Annotated in this window: 11 protein-coding genes; 3 read left to right on the forward strand and 8 right to left on the reverse strand. The window is 44.7% G+C overall.

Annotated features, from left to right (window positions below; all coding sequences use genetic code 11):
* Positions 1-5: 5 nt before the first annotated feature.
* The 5 genes from BN161_RS16850 to BN161_RS16870 all read right to left on the reverse strand — a co-directional run bounded on the left by BN161_RS16850 (position 6) and on the right by BN161_RS16870 (position 9,829).
* Positions 6-2,168, reverse strand: coding sequence for an alpha-N-acetylglucosaminidase (locus BN161_RS16850; protein WP_044268618.1), 2,163 nt, complete (start codon positions 2,166-2,168; stop codon positions 6-8).
* Between the two features lie 91 nt (positions 2,169-2,259).
* Positions 2,260-6,432: a hybrid sensor histidine kinase/response regulator transcription factor gene (locus tag BN161_RS16855; RefSeq protein WP_044268445.1), complete on the reverse strand. Its 4,173-nt coding sequence runs from the start codon at positions 6,430-6,432 to the stop codon at positions 2,260-2,262.
* Positions 6,429-8,492, reverse strand: a complete 2,064-nt coding sequence (locus BN161_RS16860; RefSeq protein WP_007219240.1) for an acetate--CoA ligase family protein — start codon at positions 8,490-8,492, stop codon at positions 6,429-6,431. Before BN161_RS16860 ends, BN161_RS16855 begins: the two co-directional genes overlap by 4 nt.
* 109 nt (positions 8,493-8,601) lie before the next feature.
* Complete coding sequence (locus tag BN161_RS16865; RefSeq protein ID WP_044268449.1) at positions 8,602-9,672, reverse strand: TIGR04133 family radical SAM/SPASM protein; 1,071 nt, start codon at positions 9,670-9,672, stop codon at positions 8,602-8,604.
* The gene (locus BN161_RS16870; protein ID WP_224321373.1) at positions 9,665-9,829 is read right to left on the reverse strand and encodes a radical SAM-associated putative lipoprotein; all 165 of its coding nucleotides are present in this window, start codon (positions 9,827-9,829) and stop codon (positions 9,665-9,667) included. The genes BN161_RS16865 and BN161_RS16870 overlap by 8 nt, the downstream gene beginning before the upstream one ends.
* Positions 9,830-10,008: 179 nt before the next feature.
* Between BN161_RS16870 and BN161_RS16875 the strand changes: the two genes are divergently transcribed.
* Together BN161_RS16875 and BN161_RS16880 are read left to right on the forward strand one after the other, a co-directional pair.
* Positions 10,009-11,625, forward strand: a complete 1,617-nt coding sequence (locus BN161_RS16875; protein ID WP_044268620.1) for an AAA family ATPase — start codon at positions 10,009-10,011, stop codon at positions 11,623-11,625.
* Positions 11,597-13,057 (forward strand): vWA domain-containing protein, encoded by a 1,461-nt coding sequence (locus BN161_RS16880; RefSeq protein WP_044268456.1) that lies wholly within the window; start codon positions 11,597-11,599, stop codon positions 13,055-13,057. Before BN161_RS16875 ends, BN161_RS16880 begins: the two co-directional genes overlap by 29 nt.
* Positions 13,058-13,067: 10 nt before the next feature.
* On the opposite strand, the gene BN161_RS16885 is transcribed toward BN161_RS16880, so the two are convergent.
* The gene (locus BN161_RS16885; RefSeq protein ID WP_081743731.1) at positions 13,068-14,204 is read right to left on the reverse strand and encodes an AAA family ATPase; all 1,137 of its coding nucleotides are present in this window, start codon (positions 14,202-14,204) and stop codon (positions 13,068-13,070) included.
* A gap of 99 nt (positions 14,205-14,303) precedes the next feature.
* Positions 14,304-15,011: an HAD family hydrolase gene (locus BN161_RS16890; RefSeq protein ID WP_044268625.1), complete on the reverse strand. Its 708-nt coding sequence runs from the start codon at positions 15,009-15,011 to the stop codon at positions 14,304-14,306.
* Positions 15,012-15,438: 427 nt separating this feature from the next.
* On the opposite strand from BN161_RS16890, the gene BN161_RS16895 reads away from it, so the two are divergent.
* Positions 15,439-16,212: a class I SAM-dependent methyltransferase gene (locus BN161_RS16895; RefSeq protein ID WP_044268458.1), complete on the forward strand. Its 774-nt coding sequence runs from the start codon at positions 15,439-15,441 to the stop codon at positions 16,210-16,212.
* Positions 16,213-16,795: 583 nt separating this feature from the next.
* Here BN161_RS16895 and BN161_RS16900 read toward each other — a convergent pair.
* Positions 16,796-17,692: an Rpn family recombination-promoting nuclease/putative transposase gene (locus tag BN161_RS16900; RefSeq protein ID WP_044268628.1), complete on the reverse strand. Its 897-nt coding sequence runs from the start codon at positions 17,690-17,692 to the stop codon at positions 16,796-16,798.
* Positions 17,693-18,125: the final 433 nt, after the last annotated feature.

The following is an 18,125-nucleotide window of genomic DNA, read 5'->3' on the forward strand; positions in this document are numbered from 1 at the left end:
AACTGTCAATTGTCAACTGTCAATTGAAAAAGGGCTTCTTTCGCCACATCCACACAGCTTCCTTCAGGAACCGAACCATACGGATTTTTTGCCAGTGTCCAGGGTTCTTCCATCGCATAATAATCCAGCTTAACTTCGGGTTTACCATCCAGTTGATCCTGAAGAGTTTGCCAGTAGGCTGCCCAACGTTTATAATAGAAATCGCGCAGAATACCGTTCCATTCCTTATGGGCATAGTCGCGCAGACCACCGTCATCAGCGCAAACACGATTGCCCCAAGTGGTTATCTGCACGCGGGCATTCCACTCGTACAGGTCTTTTTCTTCGGGAGTAGTCCCCAAATTGCGTGCCTGCTCTATCCAGCGGCCTACACGGAATTCACTACGTGTACCCAGCAATTTATCCTGCAACAAAAGCAGATCCAAGAATTTCTGTGAATCACAGGCGAAGCTACGTTTATCGAAGCTCTTGAAGTCGGCAATAGCCCGATTGTATGTGATACGCCCTTTATCGGAGATGGCTTGTCGCACGATGTCCACCAAGTCATATTCAAAGTTATTATTACCACGATATCTATCAGCTACTTCCACCATCAGCCGTGCAGCTTCTTCCGTAACGGTAGGATCATAATAGTTCTTCATCTTCGACCAGCTCGATGCCTGGAAGTTATTCAGCGAAGGACGTCCGCAGAAAATAGACTCATGAGGGCCTTGTTGGTTGTTTCCGAAAGGGCAGTTATAAATGGTATTGGCAAGCAAAGTCCATGCTTTTTCTATCTTCTCGTCTCTTACTCCGTAACGGGCAAAGAGATAATCTTTCAGCCATTCCTCTTTCGTGAATTTCTCCGATCTCCAAGGAAGTTCGCACATCAGTTCAAACATCATGGGGTTATTCTCTGCACCTTCCATGGTCAGACCTATTCCTTTCAGATGAACTGCTAACGGATTGTTCTTAGTCAGGTAGAAGTTATCGAGTAGCTGGTCCATGCGACCGTGCAATCCCACATTGCCACCGAAATTGAGCAACATACAGAACAGCCAGTTGTGCTGTTCATAACCCTTGTCACGCTTCCAGATGGAAGGGATTCCCCACATAGGACGACATTCACTGAACAGGTCCAGTATCAGCAGATCTCCATTCTGCATATTCTTTATCATCTCGGGACGAGGGTTCTCTGTCCAGCCCTGCACTACCCAGGTGGCTTTCGGATTCACTTTTTTCATAGCCGCCATAATAGCTTTCCCGGCCGCATCGAAATCTACTGAAGCAGCATTCTCGGCTTCATGAAAAGGATCCATGGAATAATAATCAGCCTTGCCGAAAAGCTTCTCCTGCTCCTGATAATATAAATCGGCAATCTCGGCAAAGCGGATATCGGTAGGTTGCAAGAAAGCAGGACGGGTAAAACCGTTCCATAAATCAGACTTGGTCAGGTTCAGTCCCAACTTCTCGTCAGCATCATGCGGAACCATTCCGGAATATCCCGGAAACACAGGTTTAATGCCATATTCGCGCATACGCTTCAGGATTTTCTTCTGCAAAGCTTCCTGCTGTACATACCAGGAATCCGGATTAGGTCCGCCCCATCCTTCCAGATTATTCATTGCCCACCAGGCAAGAAAAGCAGGACCGGCAATGAACCGGTTAATTTCATCTTTAGAATATCCCAGTTTTTGAAGCATATTGAACCAGATACATTCCTGGCCTACGGCTGCCAAAGGGAGATTGATACCATGTAGAGCCATCCAGTCTATTTCTTTCTCCCAGCGTTCCCAATCCCAAAAGGCCATGGTGTAGGAATAGGTACAGTAGTTGAAATCGTAACGGAGTGAGAGGGATGTTTCGTGACGTTCTTTTCGGGGGACGGGAGGAAGTACCTGCGGCAATTTCGCCTGCATACCATTCCATGACAGTTGGATACCGGCATAATATTTCAGATACCAGTTGATACCTGTCGCTATATTCACATAGTTATTACCCCGGACTACGACTTTAGTCCCTTTCTGGTCCAGTTCGAAAAAATCATCCGCACCTTTCTTGAATTCGATAACAAATTTCTTCGATGCTCCCTTATCAATTCTTTCGAGCAAACCATTTATAGGGTTGGCAGATAACTGAACGGATAAACCTACTACTAACAAGATGAGTAAACTGAGTTTGATTTTCATGGTATTCATTCTTCTGGGTGATGTGCAAAAGTAGGCGTTTATTTTTTTATGTAAGGAGAAAATAGAAAAGTTTGGGGCGAATATAGTAAACTCACTTCTTCCCCAGCTTCGAGCTCGGCAAATATCCGAAGAACTCTTTGAAACACTTCGTAAAATATTTAGGATCGTTGAATCCTACAGCATAGGCTATTTCGGAGACATTCACATCTCCCGATCCCTCCTGTATCATCCGTTGCGCCACGTTCAGACGGTAGTTCTTCATAAACTGCCCGATGGGCTGTCCCGTCAGGTCCTGCATTTTCTTGTTGACCAATGTCTTGCTGTAGCCCATGTCGCGTACAAAGCGTTCCAGGTTATATTCCGCATCGGCATAGTGTTCCTTCATCAGGTTGACTGCATTCGTAATGAATGTCTTGTCTCGCGATTCTTCCTTTACATGCAGCTCTTCCACATTACTGCTGGATGAGAACATCTTCTTATATTTCCTTCGCAGACTCAATATATTACGGATACGAAGCCGGAGCACTTCTTCATCAAAAGGTTTGCAAAGATACTCGTCCACGCCTATTTCAAAACTTCTTTTCTCTTGTACGTCCGAGCGAAGCGCCGTAAGCATCAGGAAAGGAATGTGCGAAGTCGCCAGATTCTCCTTGATACGGCGGGACAACTCCATACCATCCATCACAGGCATCATCAAATCACTGACTATTAAGTCGACGGTATGTTTCTGAACGATTTCAAGAGCCTCCTGCCCATCACCTGCCTCAAACAAACGATAATTACCCACAAGCAACGTACGGATATACGAACGCATATCTTTATTATCTTCCACAATCAGGATAGTCTCTTTCTTCTGAGTGTCCTCCGGTTGTAAGGTATCGGGCAGATATACATTGTTGGGCTGTACCACAACTTCTCCGTTCGTTTCTACCCGCACTCCGGGAATCAATGGCATAAACATACGGAATGAAGCCCCCTGCCTGTGATTATTGCGGGCAAAGATTTCTCCGCCATGCAAGTACACAATCCGCTTGCACAGGAAAAGACCGATACCTGTGCCGCTCTGCCCGTAAACCGGATATTTGGTACTCTTCTTAGACTGGTAAAAGCGGTCGAAAATCTTTTCCAGATCTTCCGCCACAAGGCCATGTCCCGTATCGCATACATTCATATAGAGTAGTTTCTCCCCGTCCTTTCCTCTGACAGACGCCACAAATATGTCAATACGACCGTTATCCGGTGTAAACTTAATAGCATTCGAAACCAGATTCACCAACACCTTGCGCATATATCCCGTATCGATCATCAGAAAGGGATTCTCCAAACGGAAATAAGTACATATGTCGATATGCCTTTCCTTGGCAAAGACTCTGAAAGGTATCAGCAACTCAGACAAAAACTCGATAAAATTCGAGGAACGCTTATCCAGCACCACCTTGTCTATGTCCAGTTTCCGGAAGTCCATCAGTTCATTGACCAGGGAAAGCAAATACCGTGAATTTCGCTCGGCTATCTGCAACTGTGCCTTTACAGCCTCATCCTGCGTCTCCTTTAAAGCATGTTCAATGGGGCCATGAATCAGTGTAACCGGAGTACGGAATTCATGAGTGATGTTCGTAAAGAAAGCAATCTTCTCTTCCGTAATCTCCTTTACGTGTTGAGCCATGTTTTCCAATTGTTTGTTCTGGACAGCCAGTTCCTGCGTGCGCAGTTCCACTTCTTTTTCCAATCGCGCTTTCTGTTCACGATAACTCCGCATCTTCCGCTTATAGAATAAATAAATAGCAAGGCAAATAACTACGACAAGAAGCAGATAGAATCCAATGGATTTATAGAAATAAGGAGTGATCCCCACTTCTATGTCGGTTATTTCATCCGACCAACGCCCCAACTCATCCGTCGCACGCACTTGCAGAGTGTAGTTCCCCGACGGGACAGCCGCATATCTTGCCATATAATCACCCGGTTGAGTTTCATTCCACTCTTCCTCGTATCCCTCCAGACGATAGGCAAAGCGAATACGGCTGCTGTTTCCATAATTCTGTGTGGTAAATCCTACGGAGAAACGATTCTCCCTTTCATGCAGGAAAATACCGGAGGCAAGGGTGATATCCTTTTGCAGATAATCACCACTGGAAGGATAGATAATATTTCCTCCAATCGCCAGTGAAGAGAGTTTCACATGCGAATCCGCAGACGGCGAAGTTTCATTATCAGAATGAATAATAACCAATCCGTCTATGGTAGCCATATAGATAAAGTCGTGTTTTGGCGAATAATGGATGCCGTTCCAGTAGAACTGAGTAGCCGGCAGGCCATCAGCCTGCGTGTAGTTACTGAATGTCATCGACTGGATATTCAGACGGGACACTCCATCATTCGTAGTCAGCCACAAGTTTCCCTTCCCGTCTTCAGCCATACCGATAATTGTATTATTAGGCAACCCGTGACGTGTGGTATAGTTTTTAAAGACAAAGTGATTATTCTTGTCACTCGTCAACTGATACAGTCCGCTTCCATTGCCACCCAGCCAGATAGTACCATTCTTGTCTTCCAAGATGCAATTAATCTTTTCCAGTTGTGTTGACTGTGGATTATCCAGTTTATACCGAAGATATTTATAATCAAAGCGCTTGTTCGACTTGGCAAAAGAAGCAAGGTCTACAATGAAGACACCTTGTGTGGTACCCACCCACAAACGCTTATCCTTATCAATCAGCAGGGCGTGAACCGCTTCGAACTCATTATCCGACTGATCGAATAATACACGGATGAAAGTATCTTTCCGCTTATCGTAGAAATGCACTCCACGTGTAGAGCCGAACCATATTCCGTGATTGATCACATCTTCACAGGCACTATTGATAAAGTCACCTTCCAATTCGGGAATATTCTCACGGGTATAGCGCTTAAAGGTACGGTTATTGGGAATATTCAGGTTCAGTTCGTTGATGCCCACACCCCAGGTATATGCCCACAGACGGTTATCGGAGTCAATCAGCAGTCCGTTAATAGTGTTATTACTGATGGAAGTTATATCGTTAGGAGAAAAAAGATGATGGGCACAAGTCTTTTCCTCCTGATTCCATTTCATCAGTCCACGTTCTACTAATCCAATCCAAAGATTGCCGTCTTTATCTTCACCTACGGCATTAACAGGTGTAGGAGTATCTGTTTCTGTGACAGAAGTACCGCATGTCCATAATTCTGTTTGCAAGCGCTTCGGGGAAAGCAGGTTGATGCCTCCGGTTTCAGTACCCAGCCAGATGGTCTCTCCATCGGTGAACAGGCAGTTGATGGCATTACAGTTAATGGTTACTCCACCCCGGTCACTGGTCTGACGGATGAATGAAAAAGTATCCGTATCTTTGTTATACACATTCAGTCCATTCAGGGTAGATACGATCAGGTGTCCCCGTTCCGTCAGTTTGATATCCGTTATATAGGCCTGGCTCAACATTCCGGGGCGATGAGTGGAGTAGCGATACCTCTTCAGACTTCGTTCGGCATGATTATATCTGAATAAACCACGGTTAGAGCCAATCCACAAAGCATCCCCATCCGCCTGCATACAGGAAATCCGCCAATCTTCACTGAAAGAAACCAAACTATCGGACAAGATATCTGCCTTTAAGAGATGGTCCGGTTGCTTCTCGACACGATATACCTGGTTGTCAATGCCTGCACAAACTGCCCAGCCTATATCAAGAATGGCATGTACGGGAGATTCGTATTCGCTCTTCAGACGATACCAGGTCTTTATATCTCCCTGATCGTCCAAATCAATACACCACAGTTCTTTATTGCCGGAAATCCATAAATCTCCCTGTCTGTCTTTATAGATGGTACTGACGTTTTCATTCAGCAACTTTTGCAGCGGACTATCCGGTGGAACAGGGAGTTTTACCAAAGCATAAGTATTCAGGTCGAGGATATCTATTCCACCTTCGGATGCAATCCACAATCGCCGGAAGTTATCTTCACAAATCTTATGGACAAAGTCATTCTTTAAGCGTATCGGTTCCGTTTGTGTACCATAGTTCAGGAACTGGTAACCATCATATCTGCCTATACCATAATGTGTGGAAACCCAGACGTACCCTCCGGAATCTTTAAAGATATCACTTACAAAGCTATAAGGCAGCCCTGCATTTTCAGTGATAAACTTAAAGTTGTACTGGCTGAAAAAGCGATCCGCACTTTTCGGAAAAAGCGCCAAAGCATGTATCAGACAGATGAGAAAAAGGAAAATACGTTGTTTCATTTCTTTTCGATTCGGATACGCGCATCTACTGCAATCACATATTTTTCCGTTGCCAGTAGCGGGTTGATATCCATTTCCTTGATCTCCGTTGCAAAACGCAACAAAGTGGATAGTCGCACGATAATCTCGGCGAATTTATCTTCATTCACCCCCTTTTGTCCACGTGTTCCCTTGATAATTTTGTAAGCACGAAGGGAATGGATCATGGAGTAAGCCTCTTCATACGAAAGCGGTGCCAGACCGGAAGAAACGTCCTTAAGCACTTCCACAAAAATACCACCCAAACCACACAGCACTACATGCCCGAATTTCTCTTCATACTTGGCGCCTACGAAAAGTTCCGTACCCGTCAGCATCGGTTGTATCAGGATACCTGTCACTTCGGGAATCTGCATCATACGTTCAAATTCAAACGCCAGATGCTCTTCTCCCTTGATATTAAGCACCACCCCGCCTACGTCGGATTTATGAACAGGTCCCACCACCTTTGCCACTACAGGGAAACCCGTGCGACGAACAAAAGCCAGCACCTCGTCTTTATTGGCCGACACAAATTCCTCAACTATGGGAATGCCGGCAGCATGCAGCAATGCTTGCACATAATGGGGCTGAATATATCCATCTTCGGGAATAGAGTCTATAATACGACGAATACGCGGCACATCCACACCAAAGAGTTCGATCTCATTGGCGGCAGGCCGGGAAGCATTCATGATGCGCGACAATGCGGTACCCAATGTCACTTCGTCAGCAAAGTTCACATGGCCTTTAGCAAGGAAAGCGGCGACTTCCGCTCCGGCAGTATTGATGGAGGGAAGAATGGGGAAGATCGGTTTACTGCATGTCTGCATCTTCTCATGCAACACGTCATACATCTCGAACATGGTAACCAGTCCCGGTGTCCCGAAGATAGCCAGAACAGCATCAATATTATCGAATTTCTCTTCACAATATTCCAGGCAAAGACGCAGATGGTCGGGAGTTCCCGTAGCCAGGATATCAATCGGATTTCCTACAGCTGCACCGGGGAAGAGCTTACTTTTCAATTCGTCCACAACCGGGCCTTCCAGCTTGGGCACATTCAGTCCGCCTTTACTCAGCGCATCAGTCAGCATAACGCCCGGACCTCCGGCATGGGTAATGATGGCAAAATTCTTTCCTTTCAGTTCCGGCAGGGTGAAAATACAGCCTACCGTCGTCAGTTCCTCGCGCGAATAGCAACGTACAATACCTGCCTTACGGAACAAAGCTTCCACTGCCGAGTCCGAACTGGCAATGGCACCTGTATGCGAAGATGCTGCACGGCTACCACTTTCACTGCTACCTGCCTTGATGGCAGCAATCTTACAGCCTTTCTTTATCAGAGAGGATGCATGGAACAACAGACGGTCCGGATCACCGATACTTTCAATATAGAGCAGTTTTATTTTAGAATCTTTATCTGCCTGGAAATTCTCGTCCATATATTGCAGCACATCTTCCACACCTATCTGTTTGGCATTCCCCACAGACCAGACAGAATTGAACTGCAAACCTTTTGTTACGGCACTTTCCAGAATGAAAACGGCAGTCGCACCGGAGCTGGATATCAAATCGACTCCTTGAGGATGCAATTGCGGAATGGGTTGACTGAACACACTATGATGCCAGGTATTCATCAGTCCGATGCAGTTCGGCCCTATCAGGGAGGCACCGTACTTATTTACCGTTTCCAGAATACGGTCTTCCAGCAGAGCGCCCTCATGTGTCTCTTCACCGAATCCGGCGGAAAGAATGATAAACGCCCGTACCTGCTTCTCAGCAGCAAGCACTTCTACGGCATCAGGACACATCTGTGCGGGAATAGCGAGTATCGCAAGTTCCGTATCGGGGATGTCCTTCACATCGGCATAAGCTGTTACACCTTGTACTTCTGTCTCTTTCGGATTCACGGCACGAAGTTCACCGGTATAACCACCATTAATAAGGTTACGCAGGATAGCGCCTCCCGGCTTGTGCACATTATTGGATGCTCCCACCACTACAATACTGGCAGGACGAAGCAATTGGTTTGTTATCATAGTCTGTTCACTTTAAGTTCAGGATACAATGTGACAAATATACGTCTTTTATGCAATCCTGCAATCGGAAAAGAAAAGAAAAATGGAAGTGTAATCGGGAGAGGAGGTTTCAAGTAAGCAGCCTCTTTGAATGACAAAACAGGAGATTACCGTTTTCATCACGGAGATGCATCCCGTTGCCCTCGCAATAACGGAAGAAAGAACAATCCCCACATGCATCTTTTTTCATCCAGTCGCGGTTGCGGAAAGGTTGGAAACGCTCTTCCCATACCTGCATGAATTCGTCCTGATAGATATTTCCTTGATGGAAATCGCTCCGTATGCTGGGGCAGGCGGATATGGAACCGTCTATCAGAATTGAGCCAACGGTTACACCGGCATTACAGGCAAAAAAGTTATCGCGCACTTCTCCCTCATACTTACCCAGAAAACCTTCACATCCATAGCTCAGGTGCATCTTGCCTTCCTTGCGAGTATCCTTTATGAAATCCATGAGTCCTGTAAATTCTTCATCCGTCAGCTGGAACTCAGGATACATGACAGCACGCCCCACAGGGAAGATAGTGAACATGCGCCAATGGCGGACGCCAATTTTATAAAGAGAAGTTTTTAATTCGTTCAGATAAGGATAATTACGGCGGTTTACGCAAGTCACCACATCCCAAGTCAGTTCAGGTTCGTGTACCAGCATTTTTATAGCTTCCCAAGCATTGTGATAACTCTCGGGATGCCCACGTAACCAATTATGATCTTCGGAAAAACCATCCAGACTGATGGTAATAGAGTGGAGTCCGGCAGCCATAAGACGTTGCAAACGCGCTTTCGTCAAACTAAGCCCATTGGAGACCATGCCCCACGGATAACCACGGCGGTAAAGAGCCAGTCCGACATCTTCCAGATCTTCCCGCATCAAAGGCTCGCCACCGGTAATAATAATACTTACTTTATTGGGATTTACATAAGGGGTAATTGCATCAATGGTACGCAGGAAATCCTCAGCAGGCATATCTTTCACTGTCGCCATTCGCTTGCAGTCGCTACCGCAATGCTTACAATGCAGGTTACAGCGCAAAGTACACTCCCAAAAGAGCTGCTTTAAAGGGTGCAGTTCCTTCAGGTTATTTCTCATTTTCCGGGCTATCTCCAGAGCAAGACGCCTGCGTATAGAAAGGTTATTCATCCTGCACTTTGCCTTTAATGCCAAAGTCGCAATGAGGTTGTCCATACTCACAAGGAGCGTCTCCCATACTGTCACATGCACTAAATCCCAGTAGAACCAATCCGCCGGACAACATCCGGTTGTAGAAATGTAACCAGTGTTTTTTCTCTTTTTTCATAGCATTTCTCATGTCCATTCTTACTTAGATATCCTTTTATAAAATGCTGTTATTTTGAAAATACTGCACCAAAGATAACCTTTTATCTGCAATAATTCAAAATAATTGTCAGTATTCCGTATAAAGATTTCATATATTTGAAGCCTCATTCTAAAATGGGGGCGTAACAAAACAGAATTATGGACATCAGAAACAGAATACAACAACTATTAACCGCCATCAACCAAGGGGTTTATGAGAAGGATACGGAATTAGGCTTGTCATTATTGGCTGCACTGGCAGGCGAAAGTGTTCTTTTGCTGGGTCCTCCGGGGGTTGCCAAATCCATGGTGGCACGCAGACTGAAGGCTGCCTTCAAGGGAGCAAAGGCTTTCGAATATCTGATGTCACGCTTTTCTACTCCCGACGAGATATTCGGACCTATCAGTATCAACCGGCTCAAGGAATTCGATAAATACGAACGTGCCATTGAAGGATATCTCCCTACGGCAAGTGTAGTATTCCTGGATGAGATATGGAAAGCAGGGCCTGCCATACAGAATTCATTACTCACCGCCATCAATGAGAAAATCTACCGGAACGGAGACAGAGAAATCAAACTACCGCTTAAACTTCTGATTGCCGCCAGTAACGAGTTGCCCGCACACGGCGAAGGACTCGAAGCATTGTGGGACCGGTTTCTGTTACGCATCATCTGCACCTGTGTGAAAGATGAAGCGACCTTCTACAACATGCTGCTCGATGATAATGATAAAGAAATAAACATACCCGCAGATCTGCAAATCAGTGAAGAAGAATATGCAGACTGGCGCAGACAGATAAACCAGGTTTCACTATCCACCGAAATACTACATTATATTACGAATATCCGCCATCAATTGAAACGTCTTCCGCTGGATGATAAAGACACAGTTCGAAACGTATACATAAGTGACCGACGCTGGAAGAACATCGTACAACTATTGAAAGCCTCAGCCTTCATCAACGGACGTACAGCGGTGAATTCGGCAGATTTGCCTCCTCTATACCATTGCCTATGGAACGAGATAGACGAGTGCGAGTCCATTCATCAATTAATTCTCCGTGAGCTGTTCACTTCCTGCCTGGAAAAGATGGAAGAAATCACCGAGGCGATTAAGAGTGATATCCGAATTAGCCGGGTGCGCCAGGCGCTGGAAGATTTTAAAAACAATTGCTCGCCCAAGAATGACCTTGAAATTACGGATTACTTCTACTATCATGTAGCCGAACATGGCACAGGTCATACCTACATCTTCGCCGTAGACTATCTGGCATTGAAAGAGCAGAAGAGAGAAAATGCTCCGAAACAAGCCGTCATCTATCCCGATCCGTTGAATCCGGGACGCTCGATTATCCGTTGTTATCCGGGCGGAGCACCCTCAGGCACAGTTCAGCAACGGGTGAACCTATACAGAGAGGGGACAGAGTACCTGTTAATAGATGGAGTGCAATATCCGATGATGCAAAGGAAGAAAGGAGAAGGAATGACTAAAGCATCTCACCAGTCCGAACAAACCTCCCAAAGCCTGTTCGACAAACTGCCCCAGATCACCTCCCGCAATTACCGGGATGAACTGAACCGGCTCTTTCAGCAGCTTCTCACCCTTACCAACTCCTTATGCACGGACAATCTGTTCGTCAGCCCCGCCGACAAAGAGTTAATCACCCGTTACTCGGACGAAGTGCTGAAAAAACTGCGGAATGTAGAAATCGAAGAGGAAAAGTTACAATTCAACTTGCAGCAATATGGCAGGGCTGAGCAAAAGGAAGTATGATATCCAGTTCTATGTAAAGGTAGTCGAGAAGTTCGTACAAACGGGAGAATGCGCCAAGACGCTATACGGTGAAACGGAAGATCCCCTGCTTCTCTATCTGCTGGCCATCATGAACGATCCGTCCATCAGAGTTCTGGTGTTGGGCGATGAAGTTCGTGCACGCATATTCTACGATATCACTACGCAGTTTGTCTGGCAGTTTCTGGAACAAGAGAAATTTCAGATGCAAAGAGCCCAATCCGAACTTGGAGAAATGGAAAGTGCCCTGAACTGGATTAAAGAGAAACGGGATGGATGGCAGGCCCTACTGAGAAAAATCAAAGATGACTATAAAGAGAATGCCTTCGATGAACCATTCTACGAACACATGTTCGGGGACAAAGACAAGCAACATGATTCCACCGTTTGGGAGAAGATGCTGAAAGACTGGGAAGATTCTTTTCAGCAGAAGCAGCAGGAACAGAAAGAGAAGAATCTGGATGCGAAGAAAGACTTTCTGGAAAAGAAACTGAAAACCAGCCTGAACAAGATACCGGAATACCTGGAAGAACACCAAGTGGACAAGGAGGAATTCTATCAGGCATGGAGCATGATGAACGGATTGTGGAATACCATCGATTTCGAGAATATCCGGAAGATTGTAAAACTGCAAAAGGAATATCCCGAACTGCTGAAAGTAGCCAACCGTATGGGAAGAATAGCCGACGACGAAGGCAGCAAACAGGTATATGTAACGGAAGGCAGTGCCTACAAACTGGCTCATTCCCAGAAGAGCGATATTCTGGGTGTCACCATCGGTAACGACCTGAACGCCCTGCTTCCTTCGGAATTGCTATATTATGCAGACAGCGAACTGCAAGATGTCTTCATGCTGAAATACTTCACGCAGAAGCTACAAACCTTCCGTTATAAATCGGAAATCATGCAACCCTCCAGGCGTCTGGAAGCAAAACCGGCAGTTCTGAAAGGGCCTATGATCGTATGCCTCGACACTTCGGGCAGCATGACAGGGAAACCGGAGCGAATGGCCAATTCCCTGCTGATAAAACTGATTGAAATAGCTGAACTTCAAAACAGGGAATGTTTCCTCATCACATTCTCCGTATCCACCAAAACCATTGACATACGCCGCGACCGGCTGAAACTGATGGAATTCTTCAGCCACCCCTTCACCGGTGATACGGATGCCACCCAAATGCTGAAAGATACTTTCAGGATGCTCGACGAGAACCGCTATATGAATGCGGATGTCTTACTTATCAGCGATTACCGCATCCCCAAATGCAAACCGGAGCTGTTAAAGCAAATGAGCGTACACCGGGAAAAAGGCACTCTCTTTTATGGTCTACAGATTGGCATCGCTCCGAATGAATGGACAGAGCATTTCGATCACATCTACAGGATAGAGTATCATGTAGACCGCAAATATTAAAGCCAGTCCATCAGTTCCGCAATAGCCACATTCCCATAAAACGGTCATAGACCATATATCCGCCGGCCGATTTATAGACAAGTTCTTTCTCTACCAACGATTTCAAAGCGGCATTGACACTGCTCGGAGTTTTCAGCCCATGTCCCAAAATAAACTCTCCACTGTTGGGTGCCGTCACTTTCCCTTCATGCGCAATGGCTTTCATCAGTGCCAACTGATTGTCCGTCAGCATAATAATCAGGTTCTGATAGACAGGTGTATTTTCTTCAAGAAGCCCCATCAGCACTTGCTCTGCCTGAGTGATTTCTACAACCGACTCGTTTCGCTCATACAACCGATTCAGCATTGCCTGCATATACCAGGTATGTCCCTCAAATCGGGTATATATCCAATGAAAAACTGATTTGTCCAACTCTTGCCCCCGCAATTCGAAAAAGTTCCTTGCAAACCGATAATAAGATTCTTCATCAATCTCACGAAGCACCATCAATTGCGTGCTTTGATAGAAAGGACGCTTGGCGGAAACAAACATTTCCTGCATCAAATGCTGACTGCTACCTGCAAAGATGAAACGGACATTCGGGATAAACTGGATATAAGAGCGAAGCAAAGCCTCTGTACCTTCTTCAGGATAAGAAGTGATCTGCTGAAACTCATCAATAGCCAGATAACAATTCCTACCGGAAGCAGCCATATAGTCAAAGATTTCCTTCAATGTCTGTTCAGACTTGTCGGCAACAAAGTCTAAGGTTACTGTAGGAACTCCCGTCAGCTCATCTGCACTAATCACCGGTCGGCAAGAGCGAAAAAAGGAAGTCAGCTTATGCAAAGCACTTTCGCTGAGCGTATCAAGCTGCCCTAGTACGGTTTTTGCCAGCAGGCGAACGAAAGAAGCTAAATCGCGCGTTGCAAAAATATCCATATAGAAACTGGCAACTTCCGGTTTCTCCTCTTGCAGGGTATAGAAGACATTTTTTATCAATCCCGTCTTACCCATACGCCGAGGCGCTATCAATGTCAGGTTCCGTTCATTCTCCAAAGCCAACAACATCTGTTGTGTTTCAGCTTCACGGTCACAAAAATAACGGGGATTCGCATAACCATAAACTAAAAAAGGATTCCGGGGTTGCATCTTCTGAGCTTTCATAAGCGATATTACATATTTTACGTTACACTTTTTGTGTAACACAAAATACGGAATAAATATCGGATTAAACAAATAGATGCGAATATTTAACCTGCATCATTAAAGCCATTCCAACAGTTCCGCCGGACTTTTCATCTGTTTCAGTCTGGGATGGGCGAATGTACCCACCACCTCATGCTGCCACATCACCTCGAAAGGAATGTGTACCCCGTATCCTCCGATAGCCAGTACCGGTTGAATATCGGACTTCAAGGAATTACCGATCATCAGGAATTCTTCCGGAGCAACCTGAAGAGTTTGTAGCAGGCGGGTATATTCTTTCTCCGTCTTATCAGACATTATTTCAATATGATCAAAATAAGATGTCAGCCTGGAGCGTTGCAGTTTACGTTCCTGATCCAACAAATCACCTTTCGTAGCCACTACCAGACGATAACGGCCTTGTTCCTTCAGAGCTTTCAAAGTCTCTTCCACACCGGGCAGCAACTCAATCGGCATCTGAAGCAGAGATTTACCTAAAAAAATAATCTGTTGTATCTTATCTGCTGAAATCTTCCGCTCACTCACCCGCAAAGCAGTTTCAACCATCGAGATGGTGAACGCCTTGGCGCCATAGCCCAAACATTCCAGATTATCCATTTCTGTTTGAAACAGTTCTGCCGAAATCTCCTCTGCGTTATCATATTCACTTAACAGATCCGTATACTTTCGTTCTACCTCTTGAAAAAAAGGTTCATTGCTCCAAAGCGTATCGTCCGCATCGAAAGCAATGACTTTAATAGCGTGTTTCTTTTTCTGAGTCTCCATCCGGTTCATTACATATTTTACATTACATCATTTATACAATGCAAAGTACATAAGAAATTATAGATAAAGCAAAGGAGTACGGACTTTTAACGTCTTTATACTCCGAAATAAGAACCGATCAAAAAACCATGCAGTATAACCTGGGCCGTACTTGCTCCGTACCAGCTCCGTAGTTTCTCCATATAAAGGTACTTCTGACCGAAGAATGTACGGAGCAAGTACGGCTCAGATACGATTCGGATATGGCTCACATCGAGTTTACGCAAGATTCATATATTTCAAAATATAGTTACATTATCATAAAGTAGTTTTATTATCCTGTATTTTATAAAAAGCTACTTATTTTTGTATGTATTAAAGCATTTTCCGACCCTTCTTATTCTTTGACCTCATCGGGAATCTAAACAATAAACTTAATATAAATATCATGCAAGAACGACAGAAAAACAGAAAATTGTATTTTGAGGAACTTTCCATAACAAGCAGGAAATATTACATCCCATACATATCAAAATACAAAAAGATTAAAAAGGGAATGAATATTTTAGAAATAGGGTGCGGAGACGGAGGTAATTTATTACCTTTTGCCGAACTGGGATGCAACACCACAGGAGTAGACATATCCGCAGGTAGAATCAGGGATGCCATCCTGTTTTTTGAGGAAAGGCAGATAAAAGGGAACTTCATCGCCTCGGATATTTTTAAATTGAAAGGATTTGAACATAAATTCGACTTAATCATTTGCCATGACGTTATAGAACATATAAAAGACAAAGCGACATTCTTATCAAATCTCCCCAAATACATTAATTCTGAAGGGATCATCTTTATGTCATTTCCTGCGTGGCAAATGCCTTTTGGAGGGCATCAACAAATATGCAAAAGCAAAATAATTTCTCACTTCCCTTTCATACATTTACTACCTGCATCTATATACAAAGGCATTTTAAAAATTGGCGGTGAGAACATCAGCTGTATTGAAGAGCTTCTTTCTATAAAGGAAACTAAAACTCCAATAGAATTATTTGAAAAGTTAGCGCATAAGAAACGCATGACGGTTATAAACAGGCAACTGTTCTTTATAAGCCCTCATTATGAGATAAAATTCAGATTAAGCCCTCGGAAACTGCCTTCAATAATTGCCGGTGTTCCATATCTGAGAAACTTCTTCACCACATCATGCTTTTATATTCTAAAATGACACACTTTGCTCACATAATATGGAAATGCAACTTGCTATAACTGCAACGACGACATTACACTTGAAAACAAGTAATGTTATGGTCCGGAACAAGTAATGTTACGGATGATTACATTGCTTGTTCTCATCAACAACAAGCAATGTAATTTTAGGTAAGTCTGATTTGCAAACGGAATATATAAGAGGTTATTTTCTTCTTGCAGCCTTTCAGCTTTTTCCAAGTTCCCTGTTCATCGACATTTTGGCTGAAACATACCTGAAACAACTATAAGACTGGAAGTTTCAGGCTGAATACCGATGAACAGGAAGTTCAAAGAGAAGTAGCCCGGAACTGTCATCCGTTTTCGTCTTTAGTATTTTTATTCCGCTTGTTACCGTTTATATAGAGCAGTGGTGAGCGGAACTTTTTATTTGCTTCCCTTCATGACGAGTTATGAGCTAAAGTAAAAACTGCTCTTGGAACAGTTCTAAACTAAGAGCACTGATAGTGTGCTGAAGTACATAAAGTACCGGAAATAGAACGTCCCACCTGCTTTTCAACACGAAAATCGGGCGAGACGGAAATAAATGGTCATCTTGCTAGTTATAATCCTTCTATGTCTTTAATGGGTAAACCAGTCACTTGGTGGATGAGCTCGAAGGAGATATTCAGGGATTTCATCGTACGGGCATTCTCTATGTTTTTTTCCTGCTTTCCTTGTTCAAGCCCTTCCTGTCTGCCTTCCTCTCTTCCTTCCTCTCTTCCTTCCTCCGCCGCCGTACTCAGCACATCATTCTGAATCATCACGGCATTGATATGCTCGTCATACGCCAGTTGTTCCGCCCTGTCCATATTATAATAAATCAGTTTGCGGCGTGCCTCTTCCAGTCCGGGAGCTTTCGTGTCGGGGCGGATGATTCCGGTTTTCAGATACTCTATCCACTCCTCAAGCGGGGTGACGGCCACCTTATTGAACTCATTCACTCGAATCAGGAAGTATTCGGGGAAGATTTCGGCAGGCAACTTGCGCACGATGGCATCCTTCTCCTTGGTGGTGACTTCCAGAAAATCGCCCGTATGCACGCCCACAAAGGAGTTCTGACCGTGGTACAGGTAATCGTTCCCCTTGCCAATGTCGAAATAGAGAATGCTGATGGAGTACACTTTCTTCACTTGGGAGTAAAGTTCTCCCAGTTCGATATGCTCCGTGATGGCCTTGGCAACGCCGAAGAGGATGCGCTCTAAATAGTATATTTCGCGCGTGTTCTGCACCTCAACGATGATGATTTCATCCTTGCTATTGCGCGCCTTGATGTCCACACGGTTGAACTTCTCGCTTTCACGTTGCTGGTTGCCCTCGCTTTCCAGTATCTCGACGATGCGGATAGGCTCACCCAGCAACACGGTGAGGAAGCCTTCGAGCACGCCGAAGTTGGCTTTGTTGCGCAGCAAACGTTTCACAGCCCAATCAAAACGTATATATTTGTCTTTCTGTTCCATAACTTTTGTTTTTGTCTTCCGGTTATGCACAAAGGTAAGCATTATTTCTGTTCCCAACATGTCCGGAAGCAATAATTTATTTCATTACTTCTCATCTATAAGTCAAATTAGCATTCTCATGTTCCGACTTATAGAACAATCTCCTCCCCTTCCCCGTACCAAGTATAAAAACTCGATGTCCTCTGTGTCCTCTGTGGTGAAATAGTTCCTTTCCGTTTTGAGTCAAAAGCCGTGCGTCCAATTTATTGCGCTGATGCCCTGCCATAAAATGGCTTCTTTTCTCACAGGAGTTTTTTATATATTTGTCAGCACATCGTCACTTTCGAAGTAAAAGGCAGATATATAGGCTGTTATCTGTGCTGACAACAGTGACGGTAAGTGCTGACAACTATTTTACCGTCACTCTTTTTGTTCTGTTTGTTTACAAAATAAC

Source organism: Bacteroides timonensis, assembly GCF_000513195.1.
In the GTDB taxonomy this organism is placed as follows: domain Bacteria; phylum Bacteroidota; class Bacteroidia; order Bacteroidales; family Bacteroidaceae; genus Bacteroides; species Bacteroides timonensis.